This window comes from Pseudomonas imperatae (assembly GCF_057128625.1).
Map to the genome: position 1 here is coordinate 1 of NZ_JBSKHP010000003.1, position 19,736 is coordinate 19,736.

General features: G+C 65.7%; 20 protein-coding genes. 11 read left to right on the forward strand and 9 right to left on the reverse strand.

The window, feature by feature from the left end; all coding sequences use genetic code 11:
• Positions 1-224 precede the first annotated feature (224 nt).
• The 9 genes from ACWKWX_RS04675 to ACWKWX_RS04715 all read left to right on the forward strand — a co-directional run bounded on the left by ACWKWX_RS04675 (position 225) and on the right by ACWKWX_RS04715 (position 8,597).
• Positions 225-1,568 (forward strand): 3-oxoacyl-ACP reductase, encoded by a 1,344-nt coding sequence (locus ACWKWX_RS04675; RefSeq protein ID WP_483827116.1) that lies wholly within the window; start codon positions 225-227, stop codon positions 1,566-1,568.
• Positions 1,569-1,570: 2 nt separating this feature from the next.
• Positions 1,571-2,425 (forward strand): MaoC family dehydratase, encoded by an 855-nt coding sequence (locus tag ACWKWX_RS04680; RefSeq protein ID WP_416422261.1) that lies wholly within the window; start codon positions 1,571-1,573, stop codon positions 2,423-2,425.
• Positions 2,426-2,486: 61 nt separating this feature from the next.
• Positions 2,487-3,326 (forward strand): AraC family transcriptional regulator, encoded by an 840-nt coding sequence (locus ACWKWX_RS04685; RefSeq protein WP_483827117.1) that lies wholly within the window; start codon positions 2,487-2,489, stop codon positions 3,324-3,326.
• Between the two features lie 48 nt (positions 3,327-3,374).
• Positions 3,375-3,947 carry a LysE family translocator gene (locus ACWKWX_RS04690; protein WP_416422259.1) on the forward strand — a complete coding sequence of 191 codons (573 nt, stop codon included), beginning with the start codon at positions 3,375-3,377 and terminating at the stop codon, positions 3,945-3,947.
• A 295-nt stretch (positions 3,948-4,242) separates the two neighbouring features.
• Positions 4,243-4,548, forward strand: a complete 306-nt coding sequence (locus ACWKWX_RS04695; RefSeq protein WP_416422258.1) for a MazG-like family protein — start codon at positions 4,243-4,245, stop codon at positions 4,546-4,548.
• Positions 4,545-5,294: a methyltransferase domain-containing protein gene (locus ACWKWX_RS04700; protein WP_416422257.1), complete on the forward strand. Its 750-nt coding sequence runs from the start codon at positions 4,545-4,547 to the stop codon at positions 5,292-5,294. The genes ACWKWX_RS04695 and ACWKWX_RS04700 overlap by 4 nt, the downstream gene beginning before the upstream one ends.
• 16 nt (positions 5,295-5,310) lie before the next feature.
• The gene (locus ACWKWX_RS04705; RefSeq protein WP_416422256.1) at positions 5,311-5,901 is read left to right on the forward strand and encodes a DUF4136 domain-containing protein; all 591 of its coding nucleotides are present in this window, start codon (positions 5,311-5,313) and stop codon (positions 5,899-5,901) included.
• A gap of 19 nt (positions 5,902-5,920) precedes the next feature.
• The gene (locus tag ACWKWX_RS04710) at positions 5,921-6,484 is read left to right on the forward strand and encodes a DUF4136 domain-containing protein (protein ID WP_416422255.1); all 564 of its coding nucleotides are present in this window, start codon (positions 5,921-5,923) and stop codon (positions 6,482-6,484) included.
• Positions 6,485-6,629: 145 nt separating this feature from the next.
• A complete protein-coding gene (locus tag ACWKWX_RS04715) occupies positions 6,630-8,597 on the forward strand; it encodes a pilus assembly protein TadG-related protein (protein WP_483827118.1) in 1,968 nt (655 codons plus the stop codon).
• Positions 8,598-8,666: 69 nt separating this feature from the next.
• On the opposite strand, the gene ACWKWX_RS04720 is transcribed toward ACWKWX_RS04715, so the two are convergent.
• Both ACWKWX_RS04720 and ACWKWX_RS04725 read right to left on the reverse strand, forming a co-directional pair.
• The gene (locus tag ACWKWX_RS04720; RefSeq protein WP_483827119.1) at positions 8,667-11,351 is read right to left on the reverse strand and encodes a PAS domain-containing sensor histidine kinase; all 2,685 of its coding nucleotides are present in this window, start codon (positions 11,349-11,351) and stop codon (positions 8,667-8,669) included.
• On the reverse strand, positions 11,348-11,797 hold the full coding sequence (locus tag ACWKWX_RS04725; protein ID WP_483827120.1) for a TadE/TadG family type IV pilus assembly protein: 450 nt from the start codon (positions 11,795-11,797) through the stop codon (positions 11,348-11,350). The genes ACWKWX_RS04720 and ACWKWX_RS04725 overlap by 4 nt, the downstream gene beginning before the upstream one ends.
• Positions 11,798-11,871: 74 nt before the next feature.
• On the opposite strand from ACWKWX_RS04725, the gene ACWKWX_RS04730 reads away from it, so the two are divergent.
• Positions 11,872-12,342: a prepilin peptidase gene (locus tag ACWKWX_RS04730; protein ID WP_416422251.1), complete on the forward strand. Its 471-nt coding sequence runs from the start codon at positions 11,872-11,874 to the stop codon at positions 12,340-12,342.
• Positions 12,343-12,470: 128 nt separating this feature from the next.
• Positions 12,471-13,241, forward strand: a complete 771-nt coding sequence (locus ACWKWX_RS04735) for a response regulator (protein WP_483827121.1) — start codon at positions 12,471-12,473, stop codon at positions 13,239-13,241.
• A gap of 2 nt (positions 13,242-13,243) precedes the next feature.
• Here ACWKWX_RS04735 and ACWKWX_RS04740 read toward each other — a convergent pair whose 3' ends face one another.
• Genes ACWKWX_RS04740 through ACWKWX_RS04770 form a run of 7 tightly spaced genes read right to left on the reverse strand, consistent with a single transcriptional unit; the run spans position 13,244 to position 19,718 of the window.
• Positions 13,244-13,504, reverse strand: coding sequence for a DUF3613 domain-containing protein (locus ACWKWX_RS04740; RefSeq protein ID WP_483827122.1), 261 nt, complete (start codon positions 13,502-13,504; stop codon positions 13,244-13,246).
• A 12-nt stretch (positions 13,505-13,516) separates the two neighbouring features.
• Positions 13,517-14,218, reverse strand: a complete 702-nt coding sequence (locus ACWKWX_RS04745; protein ID WP_416422248.1) for a tetratricopeptide repeat protein — start codon at positions 14,216-14,218, stop codon at positions 13,517-13,519.
• Positions 14,219-14,240: 22 nt separating this feature from the next.
• Positions 14,241-15,125 carry a type II secretion system F family protein gene (locus tag ACWKWX_RS04750; protein WP_483827123.1) on the reverse strand — a complete coding sequence of 295 codons (885 nt, stop codon included), beginning with the start codon at positions 15,123-15,125 and terminating at the stop codon, positions 14,241-14,243.
• Position 15,126: 1 nt separating this feature from the next.
• Positions 15,127-16,011: a type II secretion system F family protein gene (locus ACWKWX_RS04755; RefSeq protein ID WP_483827124.1), complete on the reverse strand. Its 885-nt coding sequence runs from the start codon at positions 16,009-16,011 to the stop codon at positions 15,127-15,129.
• A 13-nt stretch (positions 16,012-16,024) separates the two neighbouring features.
• Complete coding sequence (locus tag ACWKWX_RS04760) at positions 16,025-17,293, reverse strand: TadA family conjugal transfer-associated ATPase (RefSeq protein WP_483827125.1); 1,269 nt, start codon at positions 17,291-17,293, stop codon at positions 16,025-16,027.
• The gene (locus tag ACWKWX_RS04765; protein WP_416422244.1) at positions 17,290-18,483 is read right to left on the reverse strand and encodes a CpaE/TadZ family protein; all 1,194 of its coding nucleotides are present in this window, start codon (positions 18,481-18,483) and stop codon (positions 17,290-17,292) included. Before ACWKWX_RS04765 ends, ACWKWX_RS04760 begins: the two co-directional genes overlap by 4 nt.
• Positions 18,480-19,718, reverse strand: a complete 1,239-nt coding sequence (locus ACWKWX_RS04770) for a type II and III secretion system protein family protein (RefSeq protein WP_483827126.1) — start codon at positions 19,716-19,718, stop codon at positions 18,480-18,482. The genes ACWKWX_RS04765 and ACWKWX_RS04770 overlap by 4 nt, the downstream gene beginning before the upstream one ends.
• Positions 19,719-19,736: the final 18 nt, after the last annotated feature.

Genomic DNA, 19,736 nt, shown 5'->3' on the forward strand with positions numbered 1-19,736 from the left:
GGCAGCCCGTTGATCGACGCCTCCAGTCGGCCCGGGCGCTTTACGGGGCATACAATCAAGATCAAGAGCCAGATCAACAGCCAGATCAACAGCAAATCACAAGCCAGATCACAAGCCAGATCACAAGCCAGATCAAAGGCTGGATCAGACGCCGGTCAATAGACCGAACGACCAAGTCGTCAACGTGGTCCACACTTTGAACTCAATCTGCCGGAGAGCGTTCCATGTCCGACCGTTATATCGACTTCGCCAATTCCGACCTAGGCCGCCGCCTGGTGGGCGCCGTGGGGTTGCCCACGCCGGCCCGGCTGGAGCGTTGGCAGGCCGGACGCCTGCGGCCCATCGACGGCACCCTGGTGGTGGGCGGCGGCCCCTTGGCGGCTAACGTCGCCGAACTGGCGCCGCGGCTCACCGACAGCGCCTTCGGCTTTGCCACCGACAACACCAGCCTGCCCGCCTGGACTGCCGGCCTGGGCCCGAAGATCAAGGCCGTGGTGTTCGACGCCAGCCACATCAGCGACAGCGCCGAGCTCAAGCAGCTGCGCGAATTCTTCCAGCCGCTGATCAAGAGCCTCGACAACAGCGCCCACCTGCTGATCCTGGGCCGCGTGCCCGACGGCCTGGCACCTGCCGCGCACATCGCGCAGAAGGCCATCGAGGGCTTCAGCCGCTCGCTGGCCAAGGAACTGCGCAACGGCGGCGTGCTGCAACTGCTACAGCTGGACGATGACGCCGAGCTGGAAGGCGCCCTGCGCTTCTTCCTCTCGCCGAAAAGCGCCTACGTCGACGGCCAGGTGCTGCGCCTCAGCCGCTGTGCCAGCCAAGTAGCCGACTGGACCCGCCCACTGGCCGGCAAGAAGGCCCTGGTGACCGGCGCTGCCCGCGGCATCGGCGCCGCGATTGCCGAAACCCTGGCCCGCGACGGCGCCGAGGTGGTGCTGCTGGACGTGCCCCAGGCCAAGGCCGACCTCGACGCCTTGGCCGCGCGCCTGGGCGGGCGCACCGTGGACCTGGACATCTGCGCCAGCGATGCCGCGCAGCAGCTGATCGCCGCCCTGCCCGACGGCATCGATGTGGTGGTACACAACGCCGGCATCACCCGTGACAAGACCCTGGTCAACATGACCCCCGAATACTGGGACTCGGTGCTGGCGGTGAACCTCAACGCCCCGCACCTGCTGACCCTGGCGCTGTTCGACAGCGGCACCCTGAAGGACCACGGCCGGGTCATCCTGCTGTCGTCCACCAGCGGCATCGCCGGCAACCGCGGGCAGACCAACTACGCCGCCAGCAAAGCGGGGCTGATCGGCCTGGCACAGGCGTTCGGGCCCACCCTGGCCGCCCGTGGCGCCAGCATCAACGCAGTGGCGCCGGGCTTCATCGAGACCCACATGACCGCGCAAATGCCCTTCGCCCTGCGCGAAGCCGGGCGGCGCATGAACGCCCTCGGCCAGGGCGGCCTGCCCCAGGACGTCGCCGAGGCCGTGGCCTGGTTGGCCCAGCCGGGCAGCGGCGCGGTCAATGGCCAAGTGCTGCGCGTGTGCGGCCAAAGCGTGGTGGGGGCCTGAGCATGAGCGTGCATTGGCAAGACCTCGACCGCGTCGACGGCCTGTCGGGCCTGTACACCCGCGCCGCGCTACGCCGCAAGATCAGCGGCACGCAGTTGCCCGACACCGGCCTGCGCGCCTGGCTGACAGTGGATAACCCGCGCCTGGCCGCCTACCGCCAGGCCTGCGGCTTCGGCGAAAGCGGCCTGCTGCCGGCCACTTATCCACACGTGATGGCCTTCGCCCTGCAGATGCAGCTGCTGACCAGCCACGAGTTTCCCTTCCCCTTGCTGGGGCTTGTGCACCTGAGCAATCGCATTCGCGTGCTGCGACCGCTGGGCGGCTTGAGCCGGGTGCACGCCAGCGTGCATGTGGAAAATCTCGAGCCGCACGAAAAAGGCGCGACCTTTGACCTGGTGACCCAGGTCGACGACGCCCTGGGGCCGTTGTGGGAGGAACACAGCGTGATGTTGTGCAAAGGCGTGAAATTGGACGGCGTGCCCCCGGCAGAACTGCAGCCCAGCGTGGCACCGCTGATCGAGCACTCGCGCTGGTACGCCGGCAACGACTGCGGCCGCCAGTACGCCAAGGTCTCCGGCGACTACAACCCCATCCACCTGAGCGCCGCCAGCGCCCGGCTGTTCGGTTTTCCCACGGCCATCGCCCACGGCATGTGGAGCCTGGCGCGCTCACTGGCGGCGTTGCGCGAGCAGCTGCCTGCGGCGAACGTCGAGCTACACGCGCAGTTCCGCAAACCGGTGCGGCTGCCCAGCGAGCTGATCCTGTGGGCCAGCACCGGCGGCTCCAGCGGCCAGTTCGAGCTCAAGGGCAAGGCCGACCTGCTGCACATGGAGGGCGGCTGGTCGCCCGTCGCCTGATGCCCAGGGGCTGCACAAAGCTTCTAGACAGCCCCCGGCGCGCGCGCGATAAGCTTGGCCCATGAACCCATCCAACTGGATCGACCTGGCCCAGGACCGGGAAACCGGCATCGAAACCCTGCGCGCCCACTTCTACAAAGGTCATGCCTACGACCCGCACTGGCATGACAGCTACCTGGTGGGCGTCACCGAGCAGGGCGTGCAGCGCTTCAACTGCCGGCGCACCCTGCACGACAGCACGCCGGGCAAGATTTTCCTGATCGAACCGGGCGAGATCCACGACGGCGAAGCCCCTGACGACGCCGGCTTCACCTACCGCATGCTGTACCTGGACCCGCACTGGCTGGAGCGCGAGCTGGCCAGCCTGTTCGAGGAGGCCCCGTCCAACCATGCCCTGAGCTTCGCCGAGACCCTGACCCAGGACCCGCGCCTGGCCCACGCCGCGCTGTTCGCCTTTAGCGCCTTGCACGGCCAGGAACTGCGCATCGTGCGCCAGAGCGCGCTGGACGGCCTGCTGGAGCACCTGACCACCCATACCCAATGGCGCCAGCGCCAAAACAGCGACCCGCGCCTGCCGCTGGTGGCCCAGCGTGCACGCGATTATTTGCACAGCCACTGCTTCCGCGACCTGGGCATGGACGAACTGGCCATCGCCTGCGGCGTCGACCGCTTCCGCCTGACCCGCGCGTTCAAGGCCGCCTTCGGGCTGCCGCCGCACGCCTACCTGGTGCAGTTGCGCCTGGCCCGCGCCCGCCGCCTGCTGGCCGGGGGCGCCTGGCCGGCAGACGTGGCCAGCGACCTGGGCTTCGCCGACCAGAGCCACCTGGGGCGCTGGTTCATGCGCGCCTATGGCATGACCCCGGCGGCATACCGCAAGCGCTGCTCAAACCTTCCAGACTGAGCGCCGCGCAACGCCGATCATGGCCACTTCCCGTTATCGGAGCCTGCCATGCTCGCCTTCATGCTGTTCGCCTTCGTCGCTTCCATCACCCCCGGCCCCACCAACATCCTGGTGCTGAGCAACAGCGCACGCTTCGGCCTGCGCGCGGTGCTGCCAATTATCCTCGGCGCCTGTGCGGCGGCGGCGCTGATCGTGCTGGCGGTAGGCACCGGCCTGGGCCGCACGCTGATGACCCTGCCCTACGTGAAACCGGCCATGACCGTGGCCGGCCTGCTGTGGCTGACCTCGCTGGCGTGGAAAATCTGGGCGGCGCCGGCAACCGCCGTGCACGCCGACGACGAGCGCCGTCTGGGCCTGGCCAGCGCTGCCAGCCTGCAACTGGTGAACCCCAAGACCTGGATGATGGCCCTGGCGGTAGTCAGCGTGTTCAGCGCCCAGGGCCTGGCCGTGCAGTGGCTGGCGCTGGCATTCTTTCTGGTGTCACTGCCGTGCATGGGCTGCTGGGCACTGCTGGGCGCAGGCTCCGCGCGCTGGCTGCGTTCGCCCCGGGCCATGCAGCGCATGAACCGCACCCTGGCGGTGCTGCTGCTCATCTCCACCTGGCTCACCGTCATCCTGTAGCAGCGGCCAAAGGCCGCGTCACAGCCAACGCGGTTTCCAGGATTCATCGCGTCGGGGCCGGACGCAGCCTGTGGCAGCTGCTACGAGGTCCGTAGCAGCAAATGTCTTTGTGGGAGCTGGCTTGCCAGCGAGTTTTTAGGGCCCCAACGTCATCCTGTAGCAGCGGCCGCAGGCCGCGTCCCAGGCACCACGCACCGGGAATTTGCACAGGTTTCAGCCGCCATACAGATTTTCATTCGCGTTGCTCTTGCGCGCCGCGCGCCTGCGCCCCAAGCTTTAGGCACAGGAGAGCCCCATGAACCTCGAAGAACTGACCCAACGCCTGCATCGCATCCGCGACAACAATGACTGGCGTGGTTTCCACAGCCCCAAGAATCTGGCCATGGCCGCCAGCGTCGAAATGGCCGAGCTGGTGGAAATTTTCCAATGGCTGAGCGAAGACCAGTCGCGCCAGCTGCCGGCGGACAAGCTTGAGCACGCCGGCCAGGAAGTGGGCGACATCGTCCTCTATCTGTTGCTGCTGTGCAGCGAACTGGGCCTGGACATGGACGCCGTGGTGCGCGCCAAGCTGGCCCACAGCGAACGGCGGTTCGCCAAATGAGCGACCGTCACTTCGATGAGCTGGCCACCCGCTTCGCCGAGAAGATCTACGGCGGCGCCAAGGGCGCCATCCGCCTGGCCGTGTTGCAGACTGATCTGACCGAAGCCCTGCCCCAGCGCCCGTTGCGGGTGCTGGACATTGGTGCCGGCCTGGGCCACATGTCGCTGTGGCTGGCCCAGCAAGGCCACCAGGTAACCCTGGCCGAGCCCGCCGAGCCCATGCTCGAAGGCGCGCGCCAGCGGTTCGCCGAGGCCGGCCTGGCCGCCACCTTCATCCAGGCACCGTGGCAGGACCTGCCCGGCCTGCTGAGCGAGCAGTACGACCTGGTGATCTGCCACGCCGTGCTGGAATGGCTGGCCGAGCCGTTCACCATCCTGCCGGTGTTGCGCAGCCTGGTGGCACCGGGCGGCTGGCTGTCGCTGGCGTTCTACAACCGCGACGCGCTGGTGTACCGCAACCTGCTCAAGGGCCATTTCCGCAAGTTGCGCAGCAACGACATGGCCGGCGAAAAGCAGAGCCTCACCCCGCAAATGCCCCTTGACCCGCGCGAACTGCAGGCGCAACTCGACGGCCATTGGCAGGTCGAAAGCAGAAGCGGCGTACGGGTTTTTCACGATTACATGCCGGTCGACTTCCAGAAGAAAGCGGCGCTGGACGACCTGCTGGAAATGGAACTGGCCTACCGTCGCCACCCGGCGTACGCGGGCCTTGGCCGCTATCTGCACTGGATCTGCCGTCCCGTCTGACGCTGTGGAGATCACCATGTACCGCCCACTTGCCTTGAGTCTGATCGTGCTGGCCCTGGCCGGCTGCGAAAGCCCCAACCCCTACACCGCCAGCTCCAACCCGCTGCCGCCGGCGCCCCCGCAGGCCGCGCAGACCTTCGACCGCAGCGCCTACCCGGCGCAGCCGCGAGACTTTGCCAGCTACCGCAGCTGGACCTGGTTCAACCACCAGCCGCCGCCGGGCAGCCCGCTGGCTGAGTCCGACCAGATCGCCGAGGCCGTCAGCGAGGGCCTCGACCAGCGCGGCCTGCGCCCGGCGCGCAACGGCCCGGCGGACCTGCTGGTGAGCACCGACGTGCGCATGGAGAAGCGCCTGCGCCAGGTGCAGGAAGATTACGGCCCGGGCCCAGGTTACGGTCCCTATGGGCCTTACGGCGGCTATCCTCCTGTAGTGCGCACCTATGAGGTGCAGGTCATGGTGGTGCGCATCAACCTGTTCGACGGCGCCACCGGGCAACCGGTCTGGAGCGCCAGCGCAGAGACAGACGGCCAAGGCAGCATCAGCCAACGCGGCGACGCCTTGCGCGGCGCCGTGAACAAGGCCCTCGCGGCCTACCCCCCACGCTAGGTAACTGGAGAACATCATCATGTTCCGCCGTCTTGCTTTACTGTCAGTGGTGGCGCTGTTGCTCAGCGCCTGCGAAAGCAACCAGGTCAACCACGACTTCGACGCCAGCCGTGACTTCGGTGCCTACCGCAGCTGGAGCTGGAAGGAGCCGGCCCTGCAGTACCGCCCCGATGACCCGCGCATCAAGAGTGACCTCACCGAGCAGCGCATCCGCGAAGCGGTGGCCAGCGAACTCGACCAGCGCGGCCTGCGCCCCGCCCAGGCCGGGGCCCGCGGTGACCTCAGCGTGCAGACCTACCTGATCGTCGAGAACCGCCAGCAGCAGATCACCACCAACTACGGTGGCGCCTGGGGCGGTTACTGGGGAGGCTACTGGGGCGGGCCGATGTACAACGAGACCCGTAGCGTCGACTACAAGGTGGCCACCATCCAGGTCGACCTGCTGGACGGCCACGACGGCAAGCTGGTGTGGCGCGGCAGTTCCGAGCAGATCATGAACAGCTACCCGCCCAGCCCCGCCGAGCGCACCGCGGCCATCCAGAAGACCGTGACCAAGGTGCTGTCCACCTACCCGCCAAAATAACCCCCGTAGCAGCGGCCACCGGCCGCGTCCGGACCGTGTCACGGCGGGACGCGGCCTTTGGCCGCTGCTACGGGTGCAAGCACGCCACCTGCTGCTACGCTGAAACACACCCACTGGATGTGACAGTGTCGGCAAGGAGTGCTCGATGGTCCCGCGCTTTGCTTACCCGTACCGGCAACGCGGTGCGATCGGCCTGATGGCCGCCATCACCCTGGGCATGGCCTTGTTGTTCATGCTGCTGGTCATCGACAGCGGCCGCCTGTACCTGGAACAGCGCAAATTGCAGCGCGTGGTCGACGCCGCCGCCCTGGAAGCCTCCAACCTCAACGCCGTGTGCAGCGGCACCGGCGTCAACGCCCTCACCCAAGCCACCACCAGCGCCGCCCGCAACGGCTTAACCGTCGGCACCGGCAACACCCTCACCGCCACCTGTGGCACCTTGAGCACCGGCAGTAACAACCTGCGCGCGTTCACCGCCAACGCCACGGCCACCCAGGCGATACAGGTGGTAGCCAATGAAACGGTGGCCACCAGCGTGGCGGCGGGGTTGTGGGGGATGGTGGCGGGTGGGGGGTTCAATGCGAATACGGTGTTGCGGGCTACTGCTACGGCGGGGTATGTGGGGAATCCTTTGGCGCAGTTGAGTATTCGCAGTACCTTGGCGACAGTGAATACTGCGCAATCCAGCATCCTCAATCCCTTATTTTCCGGACTTTTGGGAGGAAACGTAAATTTAAGTGTGGACGGCTGGAACGGACTGATTACAACAGACGTCAATCTGCTGAGCTACCTCAACCGGTTAGCGCTTAACCTTGGTGTCAGTGCAGGTAATTACACTCAATTGCTGGCTACCAACGTCTCGGTTGGACAACTGGTGCAGGCCGCTATTGACGTACTACCGCAGAGCGGAAATACCGCCACCATCACCACTAGCTTGGCCGCTATACAATCGGCAGCTATCAATGTGCCAAATGTGACCTTGGGCAGCCTCTTGCAACTCCAGTCAGGCGCAACAACCGCTGGACTAAACGCCAACATTCAACTTTTCCAACTTATTCAGAGCTTTGTTCAGCTGGCCAATAGCGCGAGCTCCGTGAGCGCAACACTACCAGTAAGCGTCTTGGGCTTGGCCAATGTCACTACGCGAATTAAGGTTATTGAGCCGCCGCAGCTTTCCGCCATAGGGAACCCCACTCTCGCGGTGGCCGATCCAACACTGAATAACCCAAATCGAATTTATGTAAAAACTGCTCAAGTTCGGGCCTTGGTCTCAGTAAATCTTCCCGTACTTACTTCCCTTTCAGGGTTGACCACTTTACTCACCGACCTGGTTTCATCATTGGCAAACGTTCTTGGCAGTTTGCTCCAGCTAAATCTGGTCGCAACTCTTAACGCAGTATCCTGCTTGCTGGGGGCCGGTTGTGAGCAGTTGGACCTACTGCCCATGCCATCGCCTGAAATTGATATTGGGCTGGAATTGGCAAGTGCTCAAAGCTATATAACGGCGTTCAGCTGTACGTCTAACAAGTCAATTACTGCTCATACCCTCACATCCGCGGCGACGCTAAAAATCGGTCAAATTGACGCCAGCACTGCATTTTCTTCCTCGACTGACATGGTCGTGAATCCATTGCGCATTATCGATATCGGAACAAAGACCTGTCACCAAGTTCTTGGGATCGGCAGCTGTGGCCCAAGGACGGCTGGCACTGGCGGGGGCCTTGGTATTCTTGTGAATACCACTGTGGCTGGAAATACCACTGACCTCATTTTCAATAGTGCGAGTGCCCCGCCGAACGTAGGTTTGACCCCCAGCTATTTGACGCTGAGTAACAGCAGTATCGTGAACAGCCTGGCCAGTACAATTTCTGGCATTCAAGTACAAGCTTACAAACCAGTAACTAGCAATTTGCTGGGCGATTTGCTGGTAACTGTCTCGAGCTTACTTGGTACGCTCAATAGCCTCTTGCTCCCGGTGATCCAAGGACTGCTTAGCCCTCTGCTGGATCCTTTGTTGAATCAACTGTTGAGTTCCTTAGGCATCGACCTTACCCAAGTCCAGGTCGGCGCCAACCTCACCTGCCAGACCGGCCGGGCGCAGCTTGTGCTTTGACGCGGCCTGCGGCCGCTGCTACGGGAAGCGGCGTAGCAGCTGCCGCAGGCGGCGTCCGGGGGCGCGCGGTTATTCGGGGTGGGCGATGGGCAGTTCGATGCAGAAGCGTGCGCCTTCGTCGGTGTTGGTCACGCTCAGGCGGCCGCCCATGTTCTCGATGATGCCGTAGCTCACCGACAGCCCCAGCCCGGTGCCGACACCCACCGGCTTGGTGGTGAAGAACGGCTCGAAGATTTTCTCCAGCAGGCGCGGCGGGATGCCGCCGCCGTTGTCCTGCACGTAGAGGCGCACGCGCTCGTCGTCGGCCTCGGCGGTGGTTTCGATCCAGGGTTCCAGTTCGCGGTTGCCCTCGCGCTTGGTCAGCAGCGCGTCGCGGGCGTTGACCATCAGGTTGATCAGCACCTGTTCCAGCTGGTCGACGTGGCCGCGCACCACCACCTCCAGGGTAATTTCCGGCACGCGCAGTTCCACGCCCTTGCCTTTCATGCCCTCGGCCAGCAGCGACAAGGTGCCCTCCACCGCCACCTTGGGGTTGAACAGCTGCATCTCGATTTCCGAGCGGCGGCCGAACACCCGCATGTGGTCCACCACCCGCGCGGCGCGTTGCACCTGGGCGTCGATGCGGTTGAGCTTGTCCTGCAGGTAGTCGATCTGCACGTCGCCGTTGCCCAGGCGCTTGAGCACGTTGACGATGGCCATGCGCATCACGTTCAGCGGCTGGTTGATCTCGTGGGCAAGGCCTGTGGCCATTTCGCCGAGGGTGGCCATTTTCGCGCTCTGGGTCAGTTGCTGCTGGGTGCGCCGCACCTCGGTGTTGTCGCGCCCCACGGCCTGGATCTCGATCAGTTGCCCGCGCTCGTCGAACACGCCACGGTCGGACCACACCCACCAGGCATGCTCACGGCCGGGCAGTTGCAGGGCAATCTCGGCGGCGCTCACCGGCTGCTGCGGGGTCAGGGTGGCCAGGCGCGCCACGAAGGCGTCGCGCTGTTCGTTGGACAGCCAGTTGCCCAGGTTGATGCCCGGCAGCTCTTCGGTGCTGCACTCCAGGTACTTGGCCAGCGGCTGGTTGCCGAAGGTCAGGGTCAGGTCGGGGCGGTAGCGGCAGATCATCGCCGGCGAGTCTTCCACCAGGATGCGGTAGCGCTCCTCGCTCTGGCGCACCAGTTCGCTGGCGACGGTGGCTTCGGTCACGTCCAGCCACAGGCCAACGGCTTCCACGGGCATGCCCAGGTCATCGCGCAACAGCCGGGCTTCGTCCAGCACCCAATGGTAATTGCCCTGGCGGTCGCGCAGGCGGTAGCGGCTGCGCACCGCGCCTTCGCGCAGCAGTTGGCGGGTGCGCTGGAAGTAGCCGTCGCGGTCGTCGGGGTGCACCCACTGGGCCATCTCGCCGTCCTGGCAGTCTTCCAGGGCCCAGCCCAGCAGCGGCCGCAGGCTGTCGCTGAAGAAGGTGGGTTGCAGCGCGCCCTCGGCGTAGCGCTGCACGTAGATGACCGCCGGCGAGCTGGCGATCACGTTGTCCAGGCGCTTGTGGGCGGCGGCGGCCTGCTGTTGCTGGTTCTTGATGTCGCTGATGTCGAGCATCATGCCCACCACGCGGCGGATGCGGTCGCCCTCCAGCACGCGGCCCTGCACCCGGAACCACACCGGCGGGTCGCCCTTGTGCAGGCGCACGCTGAGGCTCAGCTCGTGGCCGCGCTGCACGTCACGCAGGCGGCTTTGCAGCTCGGCGCGGTCGGCGGGGTGGATCAGCGCCATCCAGTCCTGCAGCGGCAGTTGTTGCGGGGCGTCCAGGGCCTGGGCCAGGCCGGGGGCCAGCTGCAGGCTGTCACGTTCGGGGAAGAACTCCCACCAACCGGTGCCCATCAGCCCTTGCAGGGTTTCCAGGCGCTCGAGCTGGTGGCGATGGCCGCGCTCGGCCAGGCGCGCCAACACCGGCCCGGCCAGCGCCGCGAACAACGCCTGGCCATGTTCTTTCAGCGCAACAGGTACGCCCGTGGGCGGCAGCGCGCACAGCAGCCAGGCGGCGACGCCATGGTTTTCGCGGTAAGGCACCAGGCAGCCCTGGGCCGGCGCCAGCAGGTCGCTGTCCAGCAGGCCATGGCTGTCCAGCCCGGGCAGGCTGCGGTTCAGGCGCATTTCGGCGGGCCACAAGGTCAGCTCGCCGGGGCGCAACCAGTCGCTGAACACCTGCCACTGGGCCGCCTCGCCGGCACGCAGCAGCAGTGCCACGCCCGGCAGCTGGCACTGGCTGGCAATGCCGTGCAGTTGCTCGGCGATCACCTCGTCCAGGCGCTCCAGGCTGCTCAGGCGCAGGCGCTCGGCGATCTGTGCCAGCAGGCGCTGGAACTGGCCGTGCGCCTGCTGCTGGCCACGCTCGGCCAGCAGGTCGCCAACGTCGAACACCTGCAGCACCCAGCCTTCCGCCTGGTGTTGCACCCAGCCGCGGGTGTGCAGGGTGCCGTCGGCGGCCTTGAAGTCGAGGTCCAGGGTCTGGCCCTGCCAGTCCGCCGGCTCGCCCTCCACCACCAGGCGGCTGTTGGGCTGCAGGTAGGTGGCCAGGCGGCGGTCGGCGCTGGCCGCTGCGGCCAGTTGGTGGCGAAGGGGGCCGCTGAGGCGCAGCACCTGGCCCTGGGGGTCGAGCAGCAGTTGCAGGCCGCTGGCTACCTGGGGCGCCACTTCCAGCGCCACCGGCAGCACGGGCGGCGGCTGCGAGCGCCAGCGCCCGAACAGCTTCTCGCCGGCACTCAAAGGAAGATGCTCGAGGAGACGGTGATTGTGGCTGGCAGGTTCGGCACCTGACCGATGCCAGGCAAGGTCAGGAACGGCAAGACGCTGTTGATATTGCTGGAAGGGTATTTGATGTAAACCGTGAGAGTGCTACCCGCGCCAGCGTAGTCCGCGGTGATGTAGCTCTGGGAAAAATTCAACGCCGTGGGCAACCAGGTCAGGGCGGCCAACGCCTTGCCTGTCGCCGTGGACCTCACCAGCGCGGCATACCCGGTGCCCGTGGTCGTGGGGTCCACCGCCACCGCCTGGCGCACACCTTCAGCCGCCGCCTCGTTGAATGACTGCACCATCAGCAAAGGCAAGGTGTAAGCCACTACCCCGTAGAACACCGCGAAAAACAGGATGAAGACCAGGGCGAATTCAATCGCGGCCGCACCTTTTTGCTTGTGGGGGAGGCTTGCATTCATGATCGCGTCTACCCTGACAGTACACCTGTGTTAGAGCATAGAATCATTCGACGAAAAGGGACGTTTTTTACCGGATGCCAAGCCTAGTACTATTGATCTGGTTTACCCTCTGCGCCGAACAGGACATCCGCCACCGGCAGATTGCCAACGGACTGACCTTGGGCGGAGCCCTGTTCGCGCTGTTCTTTCTGTTCTACAGCGGCCACACGTGGCTGGGCGGCACCGCCGAGGAAGCCGGCCTGGCACTGGCCATCGCCATGGTATTGACCCTGCCCGGCTACATCAGCGGCCGGCTGGGCGCGGGCGACGTCAAGCTGCTGTGGGCCCTGGCCCTGGCCACCGACCGCATGCATGTGCTGGCCACTTTCATCGGCGCCGGAGTGACCATGATTGCCTGGATGCTGCTGGGCCCCCGTGTATGGAAACGCCTCAGCCCACGGCTGCGCAAACGCCTGCAGAACCTGCAGCCGGATCCCCAGGTCAAGCCACCCTTTGTGCCATTCCTGCTCGCCGGCTTCCTGGCGTCGCTTTTTTGGATCCACTGATCGATAAATAGGCGTGCACCTATGTACTTAGTCGGAAAGTAGGGCTAACGTCAGAAGGTAGTGACTGGCCATCATGTGCCACTACTCAAAGAGACCGGGCCTATCAGGTTGCCAACAGGGAGTTGCTCGTGAACAAGCGCGTCTCGTCCGTCAAAGTGCTGGTCGTCGACGATGAACCCGAGATCGTCGAACTGCTCTGCGAGCTGCTGGAGACCAGCGGTTACCAGTGCGTGCCCAGCCTCAGCAGCCAGCAGGCGCTGGAATGCTTTGCCCGCGACCCCGCCATTGGCCTGGTGCTGTGCGACCTGCACATGCCTGGCCTGGACGGCATCGAACTGGTCCAGCAACTCAAGCGCGTGGCGGGCAAAGGGCGCCCGTTCGAGCCCATCATGATGACCGGGCGCGCCGACAAGCAGGATGTGATCAAGGCGCTACGCGAAGGGTTCGTCGACTATTACCAGAAGCCCGTGGATATCGACGAACTGCTGGAGGGCCTGCAGCGCCACGAGGCCAACCTGGCGAGCCGGCAGCAGACCGTCCAGCACCTGGGCCACCTGAACGAAAAGCTGCAGTTCCTCGCCAGCTCCATCAATGAGCTCTATCAGGACCTGGAGCAGGTGCGCGCGCCCATGCGCGAACAGGCCCTGGAAGCGCCGGCGGCAGCAGCCGAGCGGGCGGTTCCAGCCGGCTTCGACCAGCTCTCACCGCGGCAAATGGCCGTGGCGCAACTGGTGGGCAGGGGCCAGACCAACTACCAGATCGCCTGCGAGCTGGGCATTACCGAGAACACCGTCAAACTCTACGTGAGCCAGGTGCTGCGCCTGACCCACATGCACAACCGCACCCAGCTGGCCCTGGCGCTGGCGCCCAACCAGCGGCAGCGGGCCAGCGCCTACTGAGGCTACTTGCTGATTTTTCCGGAGTCGTCCGCGGTGTACCACTGCGGAATCTTCAGCTTGTAGCTGTCCAGCCAGCGCTGCATCGCCGCCTCATGCTCCACCGCCGTGGTGGCCTGGGGGTTGCGCGAGGCCACCTGGCCGCTGCTTTGCAGCTGCAACCACTGCTCGGTGCCCTGCTGCGCCGCAGACGCCGGGCCGGGCTCAATGGCCCAGGCCGGGCTTGCGCCCAGCACCATCATGACTGCCAATACCTTGATTGCCATGCTGCCTCCTGACTATTTGACCGGTGAGACCGGTGCCGCGATGGTGGCGACCACCTTGCCGCCGGTCCTGAGTTTGTCGGCGCGCGCCTGGGCCTCCGCGACCTGCTCGGGGGTGAGGTTGGCGCGGGTCGTCAGTTCGGCGGCCTGCTGCCATTTGTCCTGGTAAATCAGCAACGTCACCATGTTCAGTGCCGCCAGGTTGTCGCCCTGCTTGAGCTCCATGGCGGTCAGGAACTCGAAGCGCGCATCGTCCAGGCGCAGTTGGTTGAGGTAGACCACGCCCAGGTCATTGCGGATCTTCTCGTCGGTGGGCGACAGCCGTGCCGCGCGCTGCAAATGGCTCATGGCCAGGCCATTGTCGCCCTTGGCGGCTGCCAGCTGGCCCAGGCCGTGCTCGCCCTCGGCCGCCATGCAGGTGCCCAGCAGGCCGCGGTACAGGGGCTCGGCCTCGCTGCGCCCCAGCAGGCGCATCACCCGCGCCTTGCGCACGCGCACCTGCACCAGGTTGTCGGGCAGCCCCTCCAGGTTGGCCAGGCTGGCGTGCAGGCGGCCTTCGTTGGCCATGTCATCGGCCAGGTTCAGCGACAGGTCCTGCTCGGGCGTAGGCTTGGGGCATTGCCCGGGCTTGCCGTTGAGGGCCTGTAAATCGAAGCGGCCATCGGCGGCGCAGCCTGTCAGGGCGAGCAGCAGGGTGGCCAGTAACAGTGCTTTCATCCGTGAAGCTCCAAAGTCAGGTTCATTTGCCAAAGGCCCGGGAAATGGCCATGAGCCCAGGCCCGGCAAGTACGATCAACAAGGCCGGGAACAGAAAGACCATCATCACCACCGACATCTTTCCCGACAACTTGGAGATGTATTCCTGCAGGGTCGTCAGGCGACGGTCATCCAGCAGTTGCTTGAGCGAGAGCAGCGACTTCATCGCACCGCCACCCTGGTTGATCAGTTGGCGAAGAATCACGCAGGTATCGGTGAATTCGTCCACAGCAAGCAAGCGTGCGGCGACGTCCAATTGCTCGCCCAACTCCAGGCCCGAATCGACCCGGTTCAGCACCAGGCGCAACTCGCTGCTGAGTACCGGCAACAGGCCCTCGGATTCATTGGTCAACACCCGCAGCGCCTGCTCCACGGCCAGGCCCGACTCGAAAAGGATGCGCAGCAAGGGGATGAAGGTCGATATCTCGCGCGCCACTTGCTGCTGGCGGCGCCTGGCTGCCCACGCCAGCACACGCTTGGGCAGGATATAACCCAACCCCAGGGCGAACACCGGGGCGACCACCTCATGGCTCACCGGTAAAAAAAACACGGTCTGCACTGACCACACCAGTACCAGCGCCACCAGGGGCGTCCCAACCTGCCAGGCGGCGAACTGGGACCGCTGGCTAGCCTTGCGCCAGCCGATGCGGTCCAGCAGTGCCTGGGTTTCGCTGTCCAGGCTGACGGCACGCTGGCCCAGGCGGCTGTCGCCCAGGCGCTGCCAAAGCCCCCCGATGCGCCGGTCCACGTCGGCTTCGCCGCGCAAGCGGCGCTCCACTAGCCGCTCACGACGGCGCTGCTCGACAAACTGGTTGGCCAACAGGCCGGCCGCCAGCAATAGCAGCAACGCACTGAGCAACATCGCCATGTCAGATACTCCTCAGCATGCGCCACAGCGCCAGGCAGCCCGTGAGCTGCAAGACGATGGCGGCGATCAGCAGGTGCTGACCGCTGGGGTCATGCCACATTCGGCTCAGGTAGCTGGGGTTGGTGAGCAGGAAGTAGCCGGCCAACAGGGCCGGCAAGCCCGCCAGCACCACCGCAGTCATCCGCGTCTCGCCGGTCATGGCCGCCAACTGCCTGGCCCCCTGCTCGCGCTCGCGAATCAGCTTGATCAGGTTTTCCAGCAGCTCGCTGGCATTGCCGCCGAACCGTTGGTTGATGCGCAGGCCCAAGGCAAACAGCCTGAATTCATCGCGTTCGTACAATTCAGCGAAATCCTCAACGGCCTCATCCAGGGCCACCCCCAGGCGCACGTTGCGCTCAACCCGGGCCATGGCCTCGCGCAACGGGTCATTGCTGGCCTCCATGGCGCCCAGCACCGCGTCGGCCAGGGTGCGCCCGGACTTCAGGCTGCGCACGGTGTAGTCCAACAACGATGGCAGTTGCTGAATCATGCGCTGAACCCGGCGGCGGTAGCGCCAGCTGACATACAGCCGCAGCCCCATGGGTGGGATCACCACCATCAGCAACACGCCAAACCATTCGCCAGACAAGGTGCCCAGCAGCACCAGCACGCCCCAGATGGCGAGGAAGATGCCAATGCGATCGTTGGGCCGCCCCAGCCCGGCACGCAGGAAACGGCGCTCCAGCCAGCGCATCCACGGCCGCTCGCTGGGCGCGACCACCTGGCCCTGGCCCAGCCGTTCGAGCACGCGCTTGTCGCCCGTGCGGCGCAGCCCGGTCACGAAGAACCGCACCGACAAACCCAGCAGCCCCAGGCTCAGCACGCCCATCACGATTGCCGCCATCATGCCTGCGACCCTCTCAATGCGCGTGGCTGAAGGTGTCGCGGCGCAGCTTGTCACCCGCGGGGTTGATGGCCTCGCGCACGAAGCCATAGCCGGTCTGGCGGTCGAGGCGGAACAGGGTGTTGGTGACGTACACGTCATCGCGCACGCCCACCACCTCCACCACCTCGCTCACGCACCGGCGACCGTCGGGCCGACGGGTGAGCTGGATGACCACATCCAGCGCGGCGACGATCATCTGCCGCAGGGTTCTCTCGGCCACGGTGCGGCCGGTCAGGCCCACCAGGGTTTCCAGGCGCAGCAGCGCGTCCTGGGCGTTGTTGGCGTGCACGGTGCTCATGGAGCCGTCGTGGCCGGTGTTCATGGCGGTCAGCACGTCCACCACTTCCACACCCCGGATCTCGCCGAGGATGATGCGGTCAGGGCGCATCCGCAGGGCATTGCGGATCAGGTCGGCGGACTTCACCTCGCCGTGGCCTTCGGCGTTGGGCGGGCGGGTTTCCAGGCGCACCACGTGGGGGTGGTCCAGTTGCAGTTCGGCGACGTCCTCGATGGTGACCAGCCGTTCATGGGGGTTGATCAGCTGGCTGAGGATATTGAGCATGGTGGTCTTGCCGGTGCCGGTACCGCCGCTGACCAGGATGTTGCAGCGCTTGCCCACTGCCTCCTGGATGAAATCGTAGATGGCCTGGTCGATGGTCTGCGTAGCCATCAGGTCGGCGCTCTTGAGCATGTCCTTGCGAAACTTGCGGATCGACAGGCACGGCCCGTCCAGGGCGATGGGCGGGATGATGGCGTTGACCCGGCTGCCGTCGGGCAGCCGCGCATCCACCATGGGCGAGGATTCGTCCAGGCGCCGGCCCAGGGGCGCGAGGATGCGCTGCATCACCCGTTCCACGTGGTGCGAGTCGATGAAGCGCAGGTCGGTGTGGTGCAACACGCCCTGGCGCTCGACGAACACCCGGTGCGGGCCGTTGACCAGGATCTCGGTGACGTTGGGGTCGCGCAGCAACACTTCCAGTGGGCCGAAGCCGGTGAGCTCATCCACCAGTTCCTCGGCCAGGCGCTCCATTTCATAGCGTGACACCGCCAGGTGGCGGCGGGCGATGTAGTCGCCGACCCGGTCCATGACGAACTGCGCCAACACCGCGCGCGAGCCCTCCAGCAGGTTCTTGCCGGACTCTTCGATGGCATCGATGATGAAGCGGTGCAGTATCAGCTTGAGGCCCTGAGGGTCGCCGCTGGACGTCTGGCCGCGCGGGCCGCCGAACAGTTTCTCGCTCATTCCTTGTTCCCCCACAGCCGGTTGAACCAGCCAGCGCCCGGCGGCTTGACCGCTTCAGAGCGCTTGGCCAGGCGTTCGCCCAGGGCCTTGAGGCCATTGGTCAGGGTTTCCCGTGGCGCCAGCTCAAAAAGGCTGATGCCCTGGTTCTTGGCGTTCATGCGGATCTCGGGGCTGAACGGCAGCACCGACAGCACCGGCAGCCCATAGCTTTTGCCCAGGGCGTCGGAATCGGGGGCCACGGCGCGCAGGTAGCGGTCCACCAGCAGGCGCGCGTGTTGCAGTTTCATGCCCTTCTCGCGCCACAGGTTGAGCACCGCCAGGTTGCGCCGGCACTCCACCACGCTCTGGTCGGTGTACCAGAGCAACTTGTCGCAGTGGCTGACGAAGGTGCGCAGCGCCTCGCTGTCCGGCTGGCCCATGAGGTTCACCACGATGTGCTGGAAATGCTGGCGCAGGGCGCTGAGCAGCATGTACAGCTCGGCGGCGCTGGTGGCTTCCAGCGGCTCGTCGTTCTCGCCATAGGCGAGGATGCTCATGCCCGAGGGTGAGCGCGGGAAGGCGCTGTCGATCATGGTGCCGTCCAGGCGCCGCAGGTTGCGCAGGGCGTCGCCGAAGTGGAAGGTGGTCTCCAGATTTAGCATCGCCAGGCTGGCGCCGTGGGGCAGGCCCAGGTCCAGCAGCAGGGTGTGCTGCTTGCTGCGGTGCACCACCAGGCCCAGGTGCGCAGCCAACAGGGCGCCGTCACCGTCGGACTGGGCGCCATACAGCACGGTCAGGGCGCCGAGGTTGGGGTTGGTGGCCACCGGCGGCAGGCGTTTGCTCAGCCGGCGCACCAGGCCTGCTACCTCGCTGGAGCGCGAGCCGTAGGCGACGAAGTCCCGAGCGCCGGCGCGCATGGCGTTGAGCACCAGCTGGTTGTCCATGCCGTCGCCCAGGGCCACCACCGCCAGCATCGGCTTGGCCTCGAGGGCGCCTTCGATCAGCGCGCACTGGTTGCTCACCTGGTCGCGGTCCAGGCCAATGAACACCAGGCTGGCGAAGGTCACGTCCACCAGCGCCAGCAGTTCGTCGAGGCTGCCGCTGGCGGCACCCACCACTTGGCCCAGGGGCGCCAGGGCGCCCTGCAGCCACTCCAGGTCACCGTCGTTGCGGGTGATGGCCAGAAAGGTCTGGCTCAGGCTCTGGCTCATTTGGACAGCCCACTCATGCGGTCGAAGTCGCCGTTTTCGAGGAAGTACATGCGGTACCAGTTGGGGTCGTAGTTGTGCAGGTTCTCGCCGGGCAGGTTGGGCAGGCGCGCATCGGCGGCCAGCGGCCTGACCAGGTGCGGGGTGACCACCATCAGCAACTCTTTCTCCTCGCGGCTGATGGACGAGGTGCGGAAAAACGCGCCCAGCACGGGGATGTCGCCCAGCCCCGGGAATTTGCTCACGTCCGAGGTGGTCTTGTTGCTGATCAGCCCGCTGATCACGAAGCTTTCGCCGTCGGCCAGGGACACGCTGGTGTCCGTACGGCGCACGTTCAGGGCCGGCACCGTGGTGCCGGCGATGGTGATGCCGCCGGTGTAGTCCAGTTCGCTGACCTCGGGTGCGACCTTCAGGGAGATGCGGTCACCGCTGACCACCGTAGGCGTGAGCGTCAGGCGAATACCGAATTCCTTGTATTCGATGGAGATGTTGTTGCTGCCACTGCTGGGCACCGGGATAGGCACCTCGCCACCGGCAAGGAAACTCGCGCTCTGGCCGCTCAGCGCCACCAGGCTGGGGCGTGCCAGGGTGTAGGCGAAGCCGCTGCTTTCCAGGGCGTTGATCAGACCCAGCACCTTGCCGCCACCGAAGGCGATGTTGAAGCTGCCGCTGGCCAGGGTGGCGGCGCCTGCCACGTCGCCGATGGCGCCGGGGGCCACGGTGCCGGTGACGGTATTGGGCGAGCCGAAAAGAAAGTTGGAACCCTTGCCGAAAATCGACGTACTGGCTTCCTTGAGCTTGGTGCGGCTGACCTCCACGAAACGGATATCGGTCTGCACCTGGCTGGGCAGGTCGACGTCCTGCGAAGGTGGGCCGCCGTGGGCGTCGAGGCCGGCGGTCGCGGTGCCGCGCACGAATACCATGCTCTGCCGCGGCGTGCTGGCGCAGGCGGTCCATACCATCAGGCTGGTGGTACCCTGGGCCACGCCGGTCAGCAGGAAACCGGTGTCGCCCGTGGGGTGCACGTCGGCGATTTTCGGGTCACCGATGGCCACGCGGGTGATGGCGACCGGGCTGTGCATTTCATTCTGCAAGCCCTGCTGCACTTCAAACACGCCGGGCAACGCCGACAGTTGCGCGCAGCCTGCCGGGGCGGCCTGCGCCCCGGGCACACAGAACCCCGCCAGCAGCACGCGGTAGATCAATCGCTGGAAAACCGGCACGGTACGACAGCTCATTCAAGGCATCCTTGCTGT

Bases quoted from the DNA above. Each gene is read 5' to 3' on its own strand.
- ACWKWX_RS04680 (WP_416422261.1), top strand. From the start codon at position 1,571: ATGAGCGTGCATTGGCAAGACCTCGACCGCGTCGACGGCCTGTCGGGC.
- ACWKWX_RS04725 (WP_483827120.1), bottom strand. From the start codon at position 11,797: ATGAATGCAAGCCTCCCCCACAAGCAAAAAGGTGCGGCCGCGATTGAA.
- ACWKWX_RS04740 (WP_483827122.1), bottom strand. From the start codon at position 13,504: ATGGCAATCAAGGTATTGGCAGTCATGATGGTGCTGGGCGCAAGCCCG.
- ACWKWX_RS04695 (WP_416422258.1), top strand. From the start codon at position 4,243: ATGAACCTCGAAGAACTGACCCAACGCCTGCATCGCATCCGCGACAAC.
- ACWKWX_RS04690 (WP_416422259.1), top strand. From the start codon at position 3,375: ATGCTCGCCTTCATGCTGTTCGCCTTCGTCGCTTCCATCACCCCCGGC.
- ACWKWX_RS04760 (WP_483827125.1), bottom strand. From the start codon at position 17,293: ATGAGCGAGAAACTGTTCGGCGGCCCGCGCGGCCAGACGTCCAGCGGC.
- ACWKWX_RS04715 (WP_483827118.1), top strand. From the start codon at position 6,630: ATGGTCCCGCGCTTTGCTTACCCGTACCGGCAACGCGGTGCGATCGGC.
- ACWKWX_RS04685 (WP_483827117.1), top strand. From the start codon at position 2,487: ATGAACCCATCCAACTGGATCGACCTGGCCCAGGACCGGGAAACCGGC.
- ACWKWX_RS04705 (WP_416422256.1), top strand. From the start codon at position 5,311: ATGTACCGCCCACTTGCCTTGAGTCTGATCGTGCTGGCCCTGGCCGGC.
- ACWKWX_RS04770 (WP_483827126.1), bottom strand. From the start codon at position 19,718: ATGAGCTGTCGTACCGTGCCGGTTTTCCAGCGATTGATCTACCGCGTG.
- ACWKWX_RS04745 (WP_416422248.1), bottom strand. From the start codon at position 14,218: ATGAAAGCACTGTTACTGGCCACCCTGCTGCTCGCCCTGACAGGCTGC.
- ACWKWX_RS04755 (WP_483827124.1), bottom strand. From the start codon at position 16,011: ATGATGGCGGCAATCGTGATGGGCGTGCTGAGCCTGGGGCTGCTGGGT.
- ACWKWX_RS04730 (WP_416422251.1), top strand. From the start codon at position 11,872: ATGCCAAGCCTAGTACTATTGATCTGGTTTACCCTCTGCGCCGAACAG.
- ACWKWX_RS04700 (WP_416422257.1), top strand. From the start codon at position 4,545: ATGAGCGACCGTCACTTCGATGAGCTGGCCACCCGCTTCGCCGAGAAG.
- ACWKWX_RS04675 (WP_483827116.1), top strand. From the start codon at position 225: ATGTCCGACCGTTATATCGACTTCGCCAATTCCGACCTAGGCCGCCGC.
- ACWKWX_RS04710 (WP_416422255.1), top strand. From the start codon at position 5,921: ATGTTCCGCCGTCTTGCTTTACTGTCAGTGGTGGCGCTGTTGCTCAGC.
- ACWKWX_RS04765 (WP_416422244.1), bottom strand. From the start codon at position 18,483: ATGAGCCAGAGCCTGAGCCAGACCTTTCTGGCCATCACCCGCAACGAC.
- ACWKWX_RS04750 (WP_483827123.1), bottom strand. From the start codon at position 15,125: ATGGCGATGTTGCTCAGTGCGTTGCTGCTATTGCTGGCGGCCGGCCTG.